Source organism: Paraburkholderia sp. MM5477-R1 (genome assembly GCF_050436385.1).
GTDB classification, from domain to species: Bacteria; Pseudomonadota; Gammaproteobacteria; order Burkholderiales; family Burkholderiaceae; genus Paraburkholderia; species Paraburkholderia tuberum.
Window position 1 is genome coordinate 1,316,771 of sequence record NZ_JBNDMC010000003.1, and the last position, 15,047, is coordinate 1,331,817.

Here is a 15,047-nt window from a genome sequence, read left to right on the forward strand (position 1 = left end):
GCCGTTGCCGGCAGTGCCGACTGACAGGAAGAGGGAGCCGCGCATGCGTTGCCGCGGCCCCTGCGGTGACGGGATCTCTATGCCGCCCGCTTTGGCTCGTCGTCGGCATTCAGCAGATCGACATACGCGACCGGCACCAGATCCGCTTCCGATACGCCAAGGCTCTTGAACATCGCTTGTGCTTCCGCGTGGCCGCCTTCTTCGTCGTCGTCCTGCGCGAGCACCACTTCGAGTTCGACGAAATCGCCGAGACCGTCGACGCGATCCAGATGAATCCGCGTGCGCCCGCTCAGATATACGTGCCGCTCTTTCGAGACGATGCCGCGCGTGGTCAGCGCGGTCGCGAGCAGCGCATGCATCGCTTCGGGATTCGTCACCGGACTGCGCGTGTAGTACGACGCCTTCGGGCCGTCGCGGTCGTCGCGCTGATAGAAGATCAGCTCGGCCGGCGTGCCGTCGTCGAACTGGCGCAGCTTCAGGCGGCCGCGCGGCACGTCGTAGAAAAAGTCCTGCTGGCGGAAGATCAGCGGCGCGTCCGTCGCGAGCTGTGCAGCGCGCTCGCGCAGTTGGTCGAAATGCTGGCCGCGGGCTTTGATTTCGATGTTGCGTGCCATGTCAGGCTCCTGTGGATGGGGGAAGTGACCGGCGGCGCCGGAGTTGCTGGTGTTGCCGGGCGGAGGCCGCCGGGAAGGACGAAGCCAGGCGGAACGGAAAGCTGCGAGGGCGCTGCGCGAGCGCAAACCGCTAATCTAGCAAAAACTTCGTGACGGAGCGGTTTCAGCTCGGCGGACAAGTGGGAGAGGGCGGGCATTAGCGAGACTCATATCGCAACGCGTCAGACCGTCCCCGCTCAAATCGCCCACTGCTGTTCGATCAGCTTCAACGCCGCCGCGATCGCTGGCTCGTCCTTGCGCTCGTCGAGCGTGATGAAGCTCAGCTGCGTCGGCACCGTTATGCCATCGACGATCGTCAGCGCGTGCGCATGCGCCTCCGCGATCGCGGTTGCATCGCGCGCAAGCGTGAGACCGACGCCCGATTTGACCAGATCGAGCATCGACGGCTCCTGGTCCACCTCGGCCACCTTGACCGGCTTCACACCGGCTTCGCCGAAACAGCGCGACAGCAGCCGGTTGTGCGCGGACGCCGGCGGCGTCCAGATCCACGGCAGCGCCGCGAGCGAGCGCCAGTCTCGCGCACCCTTCACGCGATCTTTCCAGCCCGCCGGCGCGAGCACGCGATACTGGAAATGCGTGAGCGTGACCGCGTGAAACGTGGCGCCGTCGTGCGTCTCGTCGTCGGCGGGCAGGCCAATGTAATAGCCGACGTCGAGCTCGCCCGCGCGAATCTGTTCGCGCACCCAGCCCGACATGCCGTGGCGCAGCGCGGTTTCGATCTGCGGCCAGGTCTCGACGAGCTGCTTCAGGAAACCGCCGAGGCGCAAAAACTCCGGGTCGAGAATGGTGCCGATGCGCAGGCGCCCGCGTACTTCCTGGCGCAGCGTCTGCGCCGCCCGCTGCACGTCGGCTGCCGCGCCGAGCGCGCGTTCGGCATGCGGCAGCAGCGCCTGGCCGTCGCGGGTCAGCGCGAGCCCGTGCGAAGTCCGCGTGAACAGCGTCACGCCGAGCGTCTCCTGCAAGTGCTTGATTTGCAGGCTGACGGCAGGTTGGGTCAGATGCAGTTGCACCGCGGCACGCGTAAGGTTGCCCTCGCGTGCGACGGTGACGAAGGCCCTAAGGAGAGTCAGATCCATATGCTGATATTAGCGCGGCTTATAGCGCAGTTGAGCATTACTTATTGGATTTGTCGCTCGTAGGGGCCGTACGCTTGGTGTTCAGCACGCTTGTGCGCGCGGCATCGAGCGCGAAGCGGAAGATTTCACAGGAAAGAGGAACGAGATGAGCGAGACATATTCCGACGCAACCGCGCAGGACGAAGCCACACGCAGCGCGGCGAGTGCACGCGCGCTGAGCCATTTCATCAACGGCAAGACGGTCGAAGGCACGAGCGGGCGCTTCGGCGACGTCTTCAATCCGGCCCTCGGCAGCGTCAGCGCGCGCGTGCCGCTCGCGAGCGTCGCCGAGGTGGACGCCGCGGTCGCTGCCGCCAAAGCCGCGTTTCCCGCCTGGAGCGAAACCGCGCCGATCAAACGCGCGCGGGTGCTGTTCAAGTTCAAGGAACTGCTCGACCGTCATCACGATGAGCTCGCGGAGCTGATCACGCGCGAGCACGGCAAGGTGTTTTCCGACGCCAGGGGCGAGGTGATGCGCGGCATCGAGATCGTCGAATTCGCGTGCGGCATCCCGAATCTGCTGAAGACCGATTTCACCGATCAGATTGGCGGCGGCATCGACAACTGGAATCTGCGGCAGCCGCTCGGCGTGGTCGCGGGCATCACGCCCTTCAATTTCCCGATGATGGTGCCGTGCTGGATGTTCCCCGTCGCGCTCGCGTGCGGCAACACTTTCGTGCTGAAACCGTCCGAACGCGATCCGTCCGCGTCGAACCGGCTCGCCGAACTGCTGAAGGAAGCGGGCCTGCCGGACGGCGTGTTCAACGTCGTGCACGGCGACAAGGTCGCGGTCGACGCGCTGCTCGTGCATCCGGAAGTCAGCGCGCTGTCGTTCGTCGGCTCCACGCCGATCGCCGAATACATCTACACCGAAGGCACGAAGCGCGGCAAGCGCGTGCAGGCGTTGGGCGGTGCCAAGAATCACCTCGTCGTAATGCCCGACGCCGATCTCGACCAGGCCGTCGACGCCCTGATCGGCGCCGCCTACGGCTCGGCCGGCGAGCGCTGCATGGCGATTTCGGTGGCGGTCGCGGTGGGGCATATCGCCGATGAGCTGATCGAGCGTCTGACGCCGCGCGTGAATAGCCTGAAGATCCTCAACGGCATGGAAGCGGCGGCCGAGATGGGGCCGCTCGTCACCGGCGCGCATCGCGACAAGGTGCTCGGCTATATCGACGCTGGCGTCGCCGCGGGCGCGAAGCTCGTCGTCGATGGGCGCGCTCATCAGGTCGCGGGGCACGAGAAGGGTTTCTTCCTCGGCGGCACGCTGTTCGACGACGTGTTACCCGACATGAAGATCTACCGCGAGGAGATTTTCGGACCGGTGCTATGCGTCGTGCGCGTGCCCGACTTCGCCTCCGCAGTCGAACTGATCAACGCGAATCAGTTTGCGAACGGCGTGTCGCTGTTCACGTCCGACGGCGGCATTGCACGCGCGTTTTCCCGACAGATCGAGATCGGCATGGTCGGCATCAACGTGCCGATTCCGGTGCCGATGGCCTGGCATTCGTTCGGCGGCTGGAAGAAGTCGCTGTTCGGCGATCATCATGCGTACGGCGAGGAAGGCGTGCGGTTTTACACGCGCTACAAGAGCATCATGCAGCGCTGGCCTGACAGCATCGCGAAGGGCGCCGAATTCACGATGCCGGTCGCCAAATAAGCTGGCGGCTTTGCGCGACATCAAGTCGGCAAGCGCGCCAGGAAAACAATAAATGAGCAATAAAAGCGCAATAAAAGCGCTTCGCGGCGCACGCGTGGAAGCGATCGAGCAGCCACGCGTGCGCCGCAAAAATGCTTAGGAGGCTGAACGATGAGTCATAGCGACAGTACGCCTCGCGCCGCGCGGCGACTCGAAGGCGAGTTCGACTACGTCATCGTCGGCGCGGGTACCGCCGGCTGCGTGCTGGCGAACCGGCTCACCGAAGATCCCGACATCCACGTGCTGCTGCTCGAAGCCGGGGGGAAGGACGACTATCACTGGATTCACGTGCCGGTCGGCTACCTGTATTGCATCGGCAATCCGCGCACGGACTGGCTGTACAAGACCCAGGCCGAGCCGGGTCTGAACGGCCGCACGCTGTCGTATCCGCGCGGGCGTGTGCTCGGCGGCAGTTCGTCGATCAACGGCATGATCTACATGCGCGGTCAGCGGGAAGACTACGACGAGTGGGCGCGTGTGACGAACGACAGGACGTGGTCCTGGAACGCGGTGCTGCCGGTCTTCAGGCGCAGCGAGGATCACCACGGCGGCGCCAACGAAGCGCACGGCGCGGGCGGACCGTGGCGCGTCGAGAAGCAGCGCCTCAAATGGAAGATTCTCGAAGAGTTCGCGCAAGCCGCGCAGCAAACCGGCATCCCCGCCACCGACGATTTCAATCGCGGCGATAACACCGGTGTCGGCTACTTCGACGTCAACCAGAAGCGTGGCATTCGGTGGAATGCGTCGAAGGCATTTTTGCGGCCCGCGTTGAAGCGGGAGAACCTCACTGTCATCACCGGCGCCCACACGCAGCGTGTCGTGTTCGATGGCCGCCGCTGCACCGGAGTCGAATATCGTGGCGGCGAGGTCGACTATCTCGCCAAAGCGCGTTGCGAAGTGATCCTTTCCGCCGGCGCGGTCAACTCGCCGCAACTGCTCGAATTGTCCGGTGTCGGCAATGGCGCGCGTCTGCAGAATCTCGGCATCGAGGTCGTTCAGGATCTACGCGGTGTCGGTGAAAATCTGCAGGACCATCTGCAACTGCGCATGGCGTATCAGGTGCAGGGCGTGCGCACGCTGAATACGATGTCCGCGCACTGGTGGGGCAAGCTGATGATCGGCATGCAGTACGCGTTGTTTCAGAGTGGACCGATGTCGATGTCGCCGTCGCAACTCGGCGCGTTCGCGAAGTCCGACGCCGACGATCGCTCGCTGTCGCGACCCGATCTCGAGTATCACGTGCAGCCTTTGTCGCTTGATCGCTTCGGGGAACCGCTGCATCGCTTCAATGCATTCACGGCTTCGGTGTGTCAGCTGCGCCCCACGTCGCGCGGCAGCATTCATATTGCGTCGGCCGATGCTTGCGCGCCACCGTTGATCGCGCCGAACTATCTGTCGACCGACTACGACCGCCACGTCGCCGCGAACGCGCTACGTCTGACGCGTCGCATCGTCGCGGCGCCCGCGCTCGCGCGCTATCAGCCGCGGGAGATCCTGCCGGGCCTCCAGTATCAAAGTGAAGAAGAATTGCAGCAGGCCGCTGCCGCGGTCGGCACGACGATCTTCCATCCGGTCGGCACCTGCCGCATGGGCACGACCGACGATCCCGCCGCGGTCGTCGACAACCGGCTACGAGTTATCGGAGTCGAGGGCTTGCGTGTCGTCGATGCGTCGGTGATGCCCAACATCACGTCAGGTAACACCAATTCGCCGACGCTGATGATCGCCGAGCGCGCCAGCGACATGATCCGCGAGGATCGTCGCGCGCGCGTGAGCGGCAGCATGGCCGCGCATACCGGTGTTGCCGCGTCGATGTCAGCTGTGTGACATGACTCGGTGAGCGCACCAGTCAGGTTTTCCGCCGCGTACGTGAAGCGTGTGAACCGCGCGTCACATACGCACGGCGCGGGCCTCGTTCCCTAAGTGCAAATCCCAATGATTGCGCTGCATCATTGGCGCGACAATGGCAGCCATGCTGCGTGCCGCGCCATGGCTCACCGTCCGGATTGGTGCAGCACGCCAACGAGCGGCAAGGGGTGCCGCAAAAATAACAAGTCGCGCGGAGCTTCGCGCGGAAAGATCGTAGTGCTTCGCCTTACTCCGTATGGAAGGGAACATGATTCTCGGCGATACGATTCTCGAAACGCGCGGTCTCACCCGCGAGTTCAAAGGCTTTGTCGCCGTGAACGGCGTGAACCTGCGCGTGCGCCGCGGCTCGATCCATGCGCTGATCGGCCCCAATGGAGCGGGCAAGACCACCTGCTTCAATCTGCTCACCAAATTTCTCGAACCCACCGCGGGCCAGATCGTTTTCAACGGTGTCGATATCACCGGCGAACGGCCAGCTCAGATCGCGCGGCGCGGCATCATCCGTTCGTTCCAGATTTCCGCGGTATTTCCGCATCTGACGGCATTGCAGAACGTGCGCATCGGGTTGCAGCGCTCGCTCGGCACCGCGTTTCACTTCTGGAAGAGCGAGCGCACGTTGCGCCGTCTGAACGATCGCGCGATGGATCTGCTGACCCAGGTCGGCCTGACCGATTTCGCCGATGTGTTGACGGTCGAGCTCGCCTACGGCCGCAAGCGCGCGCTCGAAATCGCGACCACGCTCGCGATGGAGCCGGAACTGATGCTTCTCGACGAGCCCACGCAAGGCATGGGTCATGAGGACGTCGATCGCGTGACCGCGCTGATCAAGAAAGTGTCGGCCGGACGCACGATCCTGATGGTCGAACACAATATGAATGTGATCGCCGGTATCTCCGACACGATCACCGTGCTGCAACGGGGTGAAGTGCTCGCCGAGGGCAGCTACGCGGAAGTGTCGAAGAATCCGCTCGTGATGCAAGCCTACATGGGCAGCGCCGACGCGGCGCTCGCCGGAGCCCACGCATGAATACGACGGTCGAGCGCGAAGGCCTCGAAGCGAACGAAACGAAAAGCGGCGCACCCGCGCTGGAAATCGCGGGACTGCAAGCCTGGTACGGGGAATCCCACATTCTGCACGGCGTCGATCTGTCGGTCGGCCGCGGCGAGGTCGTGACGCTGCTCGGGCGCAATGGCGCGGGCCGCACCACGACGCTACGCGCGATCATGGGCCTCACGGGTCGCCGTACCGGCTCGATCCGTATCGACGGACGCGAAACGGTCGGCTTGCCCACGCATCGCATCGCGCATTGCGGCATCGGCTATTGCCCGGAAGAGCGCGGCATTTTTTCGAGCCTGTCGTGCGAGGAAAATCTGCTGCTGCCGCCGCCCGTCGGCGACAAGGCGCGCATGATGTCGCTCGAGGAAATCTACGCGATGTTCCCGAATCTGCACGAGCGGCGCATGAGTCAGGGCACGCGGCTCTCGGGCGGCGAACAACAGATGCTCGCGGTCGCGCGGATTCTGCGCACTGGCGCGAATCTGCTGCTGCTCGACGAAATCTCGGAAGGGCTCGCCCCCGTGATCGTGCAGGCGCTCGCGCGCATGATCGTTACGCTGAAGGCGCGCGGCTACACGATCGTGATGGTCGAGCAGAACTTCCGCTTCGCCGCGCCGCTCGCGGATCGTTTCTATGTGATGGAGCACGGCATGATCGTCGAGCATTTCGGGGCTAGCGAGCTCGAAGGCAAGATGCCGGTGCTGCACGATTTACTGGGCGTATAGACACGGACACACGCGCGCCCGACTGCCTCTGATAACCACAAGCGAAGAACCAGGAGACATGCATGAAAAGGAACCCACTCGCGCGAATTGCCTCACTCTGTTTCGCAGTCGCCGCCGGCACCGCACTGACGCTGGGCAGCGCGCAAGCGGCCGACGATGCTGTAAAGATCGGCTTCATCACGGACATGTCGGGGCTGTACGCGGATATCGACGGGCAGGGCGGTCTTGAAGCGATCCGGATGGCGGTCGCCGACTTCGGCGGCAAGGTCAACGGCAAGCCGATCACGGTGCTGTACGCGGATCACCAGAACAAGGCGGACATCGCGGCATCCCGCGCTCGTGAGTGGTTCGACCGCGACGGCGTGGACATGGTGATCGGCGGCACGAACTCGGCGACCGCGCTGTCGACTAACACCGTCGCGGGCGAGAAGCACAAGGTCTATATCAGCGTCGGCGCCGGCGCCGATACGTTGACCAACGAGCAATGCACGCCGTACACGATCCACTACGCATACGACACGACCGCGCTCGCGAACGGCACGGGCTCGGCCGTGACGAAGCAGGGCGGCAAGACCTGGTACTTCCTGACGGCAGACTACGCATTCGGCAAGGCGCTCGAAAAAGCGACCGCGGAGGTCGTGAAGGCGAACGGCGGCCAGGTGCTCGGCGAGGTGCGTCATCCGCTGTCGGCGTCGGACTTCTCATCGTTCCTGTTGCAGGCGCAGGCGTCGAAGGCACAGGTCCTCGGCCTCGCGAACGCGGGCGGCGACACGATCAACGCGATCAAGGCCGCGAAGGAATTCGGCATCACCAAGACGATGAAGCTCGCCGCGCTGCTGATGTTCATCAACGACGTGCACAGCCTCGGTCTCGAAACGACGCAAGGTCTGGTGCTGACCGACAGCTGGTACTGGAACAAGGACGCCGACACGCGCAAGTGGTCGCAGCGGTACTTCGACAAGATGAAGAAGATGCCGTCGAGCCTGCAGGCTGCCGACTACTCGGCGGCGATGAACTATCTGAAGGCGGTGCAGGCGGTGGGCTCGACCGATCCGGACAAGGTGATGGCGCAGTTGCACAAGACGAAGATCGACGACTTCTACGCGAAGGGCTACATCCGTCAGGACGGCAGCATGATCCACGACATGTACCTGATGCAGGTGAAGACGCCGGCCGAATCGAAGGAGCCGTGGGATTACTACAAGATCACTGCGACGATTCCGGGCGATCAGGTCTTCACGACCAAGGCGCAGACCCGCTGCGCGCTGTGGAAGTAAGCGCGGGCGCAGTAAGCGGTCGAGGACCGCGCAGACCTGAGAGAACCGCCGGCGCTGCAGGGGCACGCGCTGGCGGATGACCGTTTCAGATGCCGTACGCCGATGGGCGGCGTCGCCGCTCGTCGCGTGCCGGCCGGATCGTGCGTCACCGATCTCACCTTGACGATGGCTTGAAGGGCTAAGGGCTTCAATGGACATCTTTGGCGTTCCGCTACCGGCGATGCTGAGCCAGCTTCTGCTCGGGCTCGTGAACGGCTCGTTCTACGCGATTCTGAGCCTCGGGCTGGCGATTATTTTCGGCCTGCTCAACGTGATCAACTTCGCGCATGGCGCGCTGTTCATGCTCGGGGCGATGCTCGCGTGGATGGGGCTGTCGTATTTCAATCTGCCGTACTGGGTGATGCTCGTGCTCGCGCCGCTGATCGTCGGACTGGTCGGCATCGCGATCGAGCGCTCGATGCTGCGCTGGCTTTACAAGCTCGATCATCTGTATGGCCTGTTGCTGACGTTTGGCCTCACACTCGTGATCGAGGGCGTATTCCATTCGATCTACGGCTCGTCGGGCCAGCCGTACGATGTGCCGTCGGCGCTGTCGGGCGCGACCAATCTCGGCTTCATGTATCTGCCGAACTATCGCGCATGGGTGGTGGTCGCGTCGCTGGTCGTGTGCTTTGCGACATGGTTCGTGATCGAGAAGACGCGGCTTGGCGCGTATCTGCGCGCGGGCACCGAAAACCCGAAGCTCGTCGAGGCGTTCGGCGTCAACGTGCCGCTGATGATCACGCTGACCTACGGCTTCGGCGTCGCGCTCGCGGCGTTTGCCGGCGTGCTCGCCGCGCCGGTGATTCAGGTCTCGCCCCTGATGGGCCAGTCGATGATCATCACCGTGTTCGCGGTGGTCGTGATCGGCGGCATGGGCTCGATCATGGGCTCGATCCTGACCGGCCTGATGCTCGGCGTAGTCGAAGGACTCACGCGTGTGTTCTACCCCGAGGCGTCGGCGACCGTCGTCTTCGTGATCATGGCGCTCGTGTTGCTCGTGCGTCCGGCGGGTCTTTTCGGCAGGGAAAAATGATGCAGAGAAAGGTGCTCTACGGTCTGCTGCTGATCGTGCTGCTCGCGGTGCCGGTGCTCGGCATCTATCCGCTCTTCGTGATGAAGGTGCTGTGCTTCGCGCTGTTCGCGGCCGCCTTCAATCTGCTGATCGGCTATACGGGCTTGCTGTCCTTTGGTCATGCGATGTTTCTCGCGTCGGCCGGTTACGTCACCGGCTATGCGATGCAGACGCTCGGCTTTTCGCCGGAGCTCGGCGTGCTGAGCGGCACCGCGGCGGCGACGCTGCTTGGGCTCGTCGTCGGCTTCTTCGCGATTCGCCGTCAGGGTATCTACTTCGCGATGGTGACGCTCGCGCTCGCGCAGATGGTCTACTTCGTGTTCCTGCAGGCGCCGTTCACGCACGGGGAAGACGGTCTGCAAGGCGTGCCGCGCGGCAAGCTGTTCGGCGTGCTCGATCTCTCTTCGGACCTCGCGCTATATTTCGTCGTGCTCGCGGTGATCGTCGCGGCTTTCCTGCTGATCGTGCGGATCGTGCATTCGCCGTTCGGGCAGGTGCTCGTCGCGATCAAGGAAAACGAGCCGCGCGCGGTGTCGCTCGGCTACGACACCGACCGTTTCAAGCTGCTCGCATTCATCCTGTCGGCTGGCATTGCGGGTCTCGCGGGTTCGCTGAAGGTGCTGGTGCAAGGCTTCGAAACGCTGAGCGATGCCTATTGGACGATGTCCGGCCTCGTGATCCTGATGACGCTGGTGGGCGGCATGGGCACGCTGTTCGGGCCGTTGCTCGGCGCCGCGTTGATCGTGTCGCTCGAAGACAGGCGTCGGCGATATCGGCTCGGCACTCGCGTCGATGACCGGCATCGACTGGTTCCGCTCGCTCGGCGAATCGGTGACGATCGTCACCGGGCTGATTTTCATCGCGTGTGTGCTGGCGTTCCGGCGCGGCATCGTCGGTGAGATCGTCGCGCGAGTGCGACCGTTGCGGGCTTGAGATTGGCTGGTTGATCCCGCCCGCGTGGTCGCTCGCTTGATGCAGTGCGGTACGAAATTGCTTCGACGTCCGATCTAATTGCGGCTCGTGCTGAAGGTCCGCTGGATCAGGGACTCGGGCGAACCTGTGGCAAACCGTGCGACGAAAAGCGCCCTACGCGCCCCAATCCGGTGCCGCAGTGCACCACTAGGGTAATTGCTAGTTGTGACTGTTGGGGTGGTCGTTTAATCTTCATGCAGTTCTGATGCACCACGAATTTGCAGGTGGAGAACGAGGAGACAAGTGAGGCACTCAGTGCCCAGAAGAAAGCGCTGTTGGATTGATATCCAACAGCGCTTTTTTATTTGTGTTTATCGAATCTTTGACGCGATCGCCCGGCTATTTCACGCGCCATTTTTTACTCTCCGCCAACCGCTGCAGGTAAACATCACAAGCCTGCGAAACGCTTGCAGCACGGCGCTTGCGTCCGCTACACTCGCTTATTCACCGACCACTGGGTTGGCAATTAAATCCGCGGATTTAATTGCAATTGAATAACGGGGTTAATAGAGGAGCAGGATGAAGTCGGCATTGCGTTGGATCAGCGCGGCATTGGTCGCCACAGGGGTCTCGGCTGCCTGGAGCGGCCATGCATTCGCGGACGTGAAAATCGGCGTCACCGTGTCGGCAACAGGACCGGCCGCATCGCTCGGCATTCCGGAAAAGAACACGATCGCGCTACTGCCGAAAGAAGTGGCGGGCCAGAAGATCGACTACATCGTCCTCGACGACGCAACCGATTCCACCCAGGCGGTCAAGAACGCCCGCAAGCTCACTAGCGAAGACCACGTCGATGCACTGATCGGCTCGACCGTCGTGCCGAACTCGCTCGCCATGATCGACGTCGCTGCCGAAACCTCGACGCCGATGATCTCTCTGGCCGCGGCCGCGGGCATCGTCGAGCCGATGGACGCGAAGCGTGGATGGGTCTTCAAAACGCCGCAAAACGACATTCTGATGGCCACGGCGATTGCGCAGCACATGGCCAATCACGGTGTGAAGACGGTCGCGTTCATCGGCTTTTCCGACGCGTACGGCGAGAGCTGGTTCAAGGAATTCAGCAAAGCCGCTGACCTCGCGAAGATCAAGATCGTCGCGAACGAGCGCTTCGCGCGCAACGATGCATCGGTCACGGGCCAGGTGCTGAAGATGATGTCGCAGAACCCGGACGCGGTGCTGATCGCCGGTGCGGGCACGCCGGCCGCGCTGCCGCAGAAAACGCTGAAGGAGCGCGGCTACAAGGGCAAGTACTATCAGACGCACGGCGTCGCGAACAACGACTTCCTGCGCGTGTGCGGCAAGGATTGCGAAGGCACGTGGCTGCCCGCTGGCCCACTGCTGGTCGCCGAGCAACTGCCCGAGGCGAATCCGGTGAAGAAGAGCGCACTTGCGTACAAGCATGCGTATGAAACGGCATATGGCGCGGGGTCGGTGTCGACGTTCGGCGGTCACGCATGGGACGCGGGTCTGCTGCTGCAGCATGCGATTCCGCTCGCGTTGAAGAAGGGGCAGCCAGGCACGCCGGCATTCCGCGAGGCGCTGAGTGCCGCGCTCGAAGGCACGAAAGATCTGCCCGCGTCGCACGGCATCTTCAACATGAGCAGGAACGACCATGCCGGCCTCGATCAGCGGGCGCGCGTGATGGTGCAGATCGTCGACGGCAAGTGGAAGCTCGCCGGCGACTGAGCGAAGGCTCTGCGCCACGGGACCTCATCGAAAAAGACGCGTGCAGTTGACGCGTCTTTTTTATTACCCGGGCCAGGTGTCCGCATCGCGCAAAAGTGTGGTTTCACTGCTTCAGGACAAACCCGCATTTGGCGCACGCTCTCTTGACCGTCGATAATGCAGAACGCAAACTACTAACATATTAGTGGTTTATGAGATGCCTGGTTGGAATAAAGCCGCGGCACAGAAACGCGGCGTATGACGCGAATGCGCACTCGCGCGACGCGAGAGGAGCGGTACCCAACGCAGCTGGGGAAGGTATGCGCGCCGAGCAGGGAAAACCATGCTTGGCACACCTGAACCCGCTCACTAGATTCAAACACCCGGCCCAGCAAGCCGGCTTACAGATAGGCGCTTTTCAAAGCGTTTGGAGACTCGCAATGAAAAAGACAAGGCATTGGGTACGCACCGGCATCGCGATGGCGCTGATGTGCGGCGCGGGGGCTGCATTCGCGCAGGTGAAGATCGGCGTCACGTTGTCGACGACGGGGCCGGCCGCGTCGCTCGGGATTCCTGAAAAGAACACGATCGCGTTGCTGCCGAAGGAGATCGGCGGCAAGAGCGTGCAGTACATCATCCTCGACGACGGGTCGGACACCAGCAAGGCCGTGCAGAACACGCGCAAGCTGATCGACGAAGACCACGTCGACGCGATCATCGGCTCGACCGTCACGCCGAATTCGCTCGCGATGCTCGATCCGGCCGCTGAGGGCAAGACGCCGGTGATCTCGCTCGCGGCATCGGCCGCGATCATTCAGCCGATGGATGCGAAGCGCGCATGGGCATTCAAACCGCCTCAGAACGACAGCCTGATGGCCGAAGCGATCGCCGATTACATGCAGCATCACGGCGTGAAGACGGTCGGCTTCATCGGATTCTCGGACGCATACGGCGACAGCTGGAACACGACGTTCGACGCCGCCGCCAAAGCGCACAACCTGAAGATCGTGTCGAACGAGCGCTTCAACCGCACCGATGCATCGGTGACGGGCCAAGTGCTGAAGACGATGGGCGCGAATCCCGACGCGGTGCTGATCGCGGGCTCGGGCACGCCGTCGGCGCTGCCGGCCAGGACGCTGAAGGAGCGTGGCTACAAGGGCAAGATCTATCAGACTCACGGGGTCGCGAACAACGACTTCCTGCGTGTGTGCGGCAAGGATTGCGAAGGCGAACTGCTGCCGGCCGGTCCGATTCTTGTCGTCGATCAATTGCCGGATTCGAACCCGGTGAAGAAGTCGGCGGAAGCCTATAAGAACGCCTATGAGAAGGCTTATGGCGCGGGTTCGGTCGCGACCTTCGGCGGCCACGCATGGGATGCCGGCCAGATGTTGCAGGCTGCGATTCCGGTCGCGCTGAAGACCGCCCAGCCGGGCACGCCGGAGTTCCGCATGGCGCTGCGCAACGCGCTCGAAAACATCAAGGAGCTGCCAGTGTCGCACGGCATCATGAACACCACCGCGAACGACCACAACGGCCTCGACCAGCGCGCACGCGTGATCGTGCAGATCGTCGACGGCAAGTGGAAGTTGCAGAACAACTAAGACTATTTACAAAAACCAGTAGCGGTACGCGCCTCTCGCGCAATCATGCGGTGCATGACGCCGCATTGCCATTGTGTTCGACGACAATGGCATCGACCGCCGCGCCGCGTCCCGGCGCGGCGGTTGTCTTTTCTGACATGCAGATCGATGGCCGGCTTCGCACCGCGCCGTCGCGACTGTTTCGCGGTTTTTCGATTTCGACGCTTCAGGACGAGGAAGTATGGATCTATCAATTGCGGCGATCCTCGCGCAGGACGGCATCACGACCGGCGCGATCTACGCGCTGCTCGCGCTTGCGCTGGTGCTGGTGTTCTCCGTCACGCGGGTGATCTTCATCCCGCAAGGGGAGTTCGTTTCGTACGGTGCGTTGACGCTCGCCGCACTGCAAACGCAGAAGTTTCCGGCCACCTGCTGGCTGTTGATGGCGATGGGCGCGGCATGCTTCGTCGTCGAGACGGCGGCCGTGTTGCGGCATGCTGAGCGGCGTCGTCATGCGGCGCGCACGCTGCCCGTGCTGGCGGGGAAGTACCTGCTGTTTCCGATCGCGGTCTACGCGCTCACGCGCGGCATCTTCCTGCAGCCGCTGCCGATGATCGTGCAGATCGCGCTGACGCTGCTGATCGTGATTCCGATGGGTCCGTTCGTGTATCGCCTTGCCTACGAGCCGATCGCGGAGGCGACCACGCTGCTGCTGTTGATCGTCGCGGTGGCCGTGCATTTCGTGATGGTCGGTCTCGGCCTCGTGATGTTCGGCGCCGAAGGCTCGCGCACCAACGCGTTTTCCGATGCGACGTTCAACATCGGCACGTTGTCGATCTCCGGCCAGAGCCTGTGGGTGATCGGCACCGCGGCCGTGCTGATCGGCGCGCTGTATTTGTACTTCGATCGCTCGATTTCGGGCAAGGCGTTGCGCGCGACGTCGGTGAACCGGCTCGGCGCGCGGCTCGTCGGCATCGGCACCACGCAGGCGGGACGCCTCGCATTCACGCTTGCGGCGGGGCTCGGCGCACTGTGCGGCATCCTCGTCGCGCCGCTCACGACGATCTACTACGACTCGGGCTTCCTGATCGGTTTGAAGGGCTTCGTGGGCGCGATCATCGGCGGTCTGGTCAGCTATCCGCTGGCGGCGGCCGGCTCGATTCTCGTTGGTCTGCTGGAGTCGTATTCGTCGTTCTGGGCTAGTGCTTATAAGGAAGTGATCGTGTTCACGTTAATCATCCCGGTGCTGCTGTGGCGCAGTCTTGCGAGCCCGCACGCCGAAGAGGAAGCGGAGTGACAC

At 63.1% G+C, this 15,047-nt stretch carries 11 protein-coding genes and 1 pseudogene; 10 read left to right on the forward strand and 2 right to left on the reverse strand.

The genetic code is table 11. The annotated features are described in order from the left end of the window. Positions 1 to 77: 77 nt before the first annotated feature. The gene (locus tag OKW35_RS09370; RefSeq protein ID WP_429551749.1) at positions 78 to 614 is read right to left on the reverse strand and encodes a class IV adenylate cyclase; all 537 of its coding nucleotides are present in this window, start codon (positions 612 to 614) and stop codon (positions 78 to 80) included. 236 nt (positions 615 to 850) lie between these two features. Next, complete coding sequence (locus tag OKW35_RS09375) at positions 851 to 1,750, reverse strand: LysR family transcriptional regulator (RefSeq protein ID WP_184051684.1); 900 nt, start codon at positions 1,748 to 1,750, stop codon at positions 851 to 853. Between the two features lie 145 nt (positions 1,751 to 1,895). On the opposite strand from OKW35_RS09375, the gene OKW35_RS09380 reads away from it, so the two are divergent. The 10 genes and pseudogenes from OKW35_RS09380 to OKW35_RS09425 all read left to right on the forward strand — a co-directional run bounded on the left by OKW35_RS09380 (position 1,896) and on the right by OKW35_RS09425 (position 15,044). Next, the gene (locus tag OKW35_RS09380; protein ID WP_429551750.1) at positions 1,896 to 3,449 is read left to right on the forward strand and encodes a CoA-acylating methylmalonate-semialdehyde dehydrogenase; all 1,554 of its coding nucleotides are present in this window, start codon (positions 1,896 to 1,898) and stop codon (positions 3,447 to 3,449) included. Between the two features lie 150 nt (positions 3,450 to 3,599). Then, positions 3,600 to 5,315, forward strand: coding sequence for a GMC family oxidoreductase (locus OKW35_RS09385; protein ID WP_429551751.1), 1,716 nt, complete (start codon positions 3,600 to 3,602; stop codon positions 5,313 to 5,315). 289 nt (positions 5,316 to 5,604) lie between these two features. Next, positions 5,605 to 6,384, forward strand: a complete 780-nt coding sequence (locus tag OKW35_RS09390) for an ABC transporter ATP-binding protein (RefSeq protein WP_018418872.1) — start codon at positions 5,605 to 5,607, stop codon at positions 6,382 to 6,384. After that, the gene (locus OKW35_RS09395; RefSeq protein ID WP_184036876.1) at positions 6,381 to 7,139 is read left to right on the forward strand and encodes an ABC transporter ATP-binding protein; all 759 of its coding nucleotides are present in this window, start codon (positions 6,381 to 6,383) and stop codon (positions 7,137 to 7,139) included. The genes OKW35_RS09390 and OKW35_RS09395 overlap by 4 nt, the downstream gene beginning before the upstream one ends. Before the next feature lie 62 nt (positions 7,140 to 7,201). Continuing rightward, a complete protein-coding gene (locus OKW35_RS09400) occupies positions 7,202 to 8,416 on the forward strand; it encodes an ABC transporter substrate-binding protein (RefSeq protein WP_429407942.1) in 1,215 nt (404 codons plus the stop codon). A 190-nt stretch (positions 8,417 to 8,606) separates the two neighbouring features. After that, positions 8,607 to 9,491 carry a branched-chain amino acid ABC transporter permease gene (locus OKW35_RS09405; protein ID WP_090802370.1) on the forward strand — a complete coding sequence of 295 codons (885 nt, stop codon included), beginning with the start codon at positions 8,607 to 8,609 and terminating at the stop codon, positions 9,489 to 9,491. Further along, positions 9,491 to 10,463: pseudogene (locus tag OKW35_RS09410) on the forward strand (branched-chain amino acid ABC transporter permease). Before OKW35_RS09405 ends, OKW35_RS09410 begins: the two are co-directional and overlap by 1 nt. 558 nt (positions 10,464 to 11,021) lie before the next feature. Further along, a complete protein-coding gene (locus tag OKW35_RS09415) occupies positions 11,022 to 12,188 on the forward strand; it encodes an ABC transporter substrate-binding protein (RefSeq protein ID WP_184060998.1) in 1,167 nt (388 codons plus the stop codon). 419 nt (positions 12,189 to 12,607) lie between these two features. Beyond that, positions 12,608 to 13,768: an ABC transporter substrate-binding protein gene (locus OKW35_RS09420; RefSeq protein WP_184060999.1), complete on the forward strand. Its 1,161-nt coding sequence runs from the start codon at positions 12,608 to 12,610 to the stop codon at positions 13,766 to 13,768. Positions 13,769 to 13,988: 220 nt separating this feature from the next. Further along, entirely contained in the window at positions 13,989 to 15,044 is a 1,056-nt protein-coding gene (locus OKW35_RS09425) for a branched-chain amino acid ABC transporter permease (protein WP_187612230.1), read from the forward strand. The last annotated feature ends 3 nt before the right edge of the window (positions 15,045 to 15,047 follow it).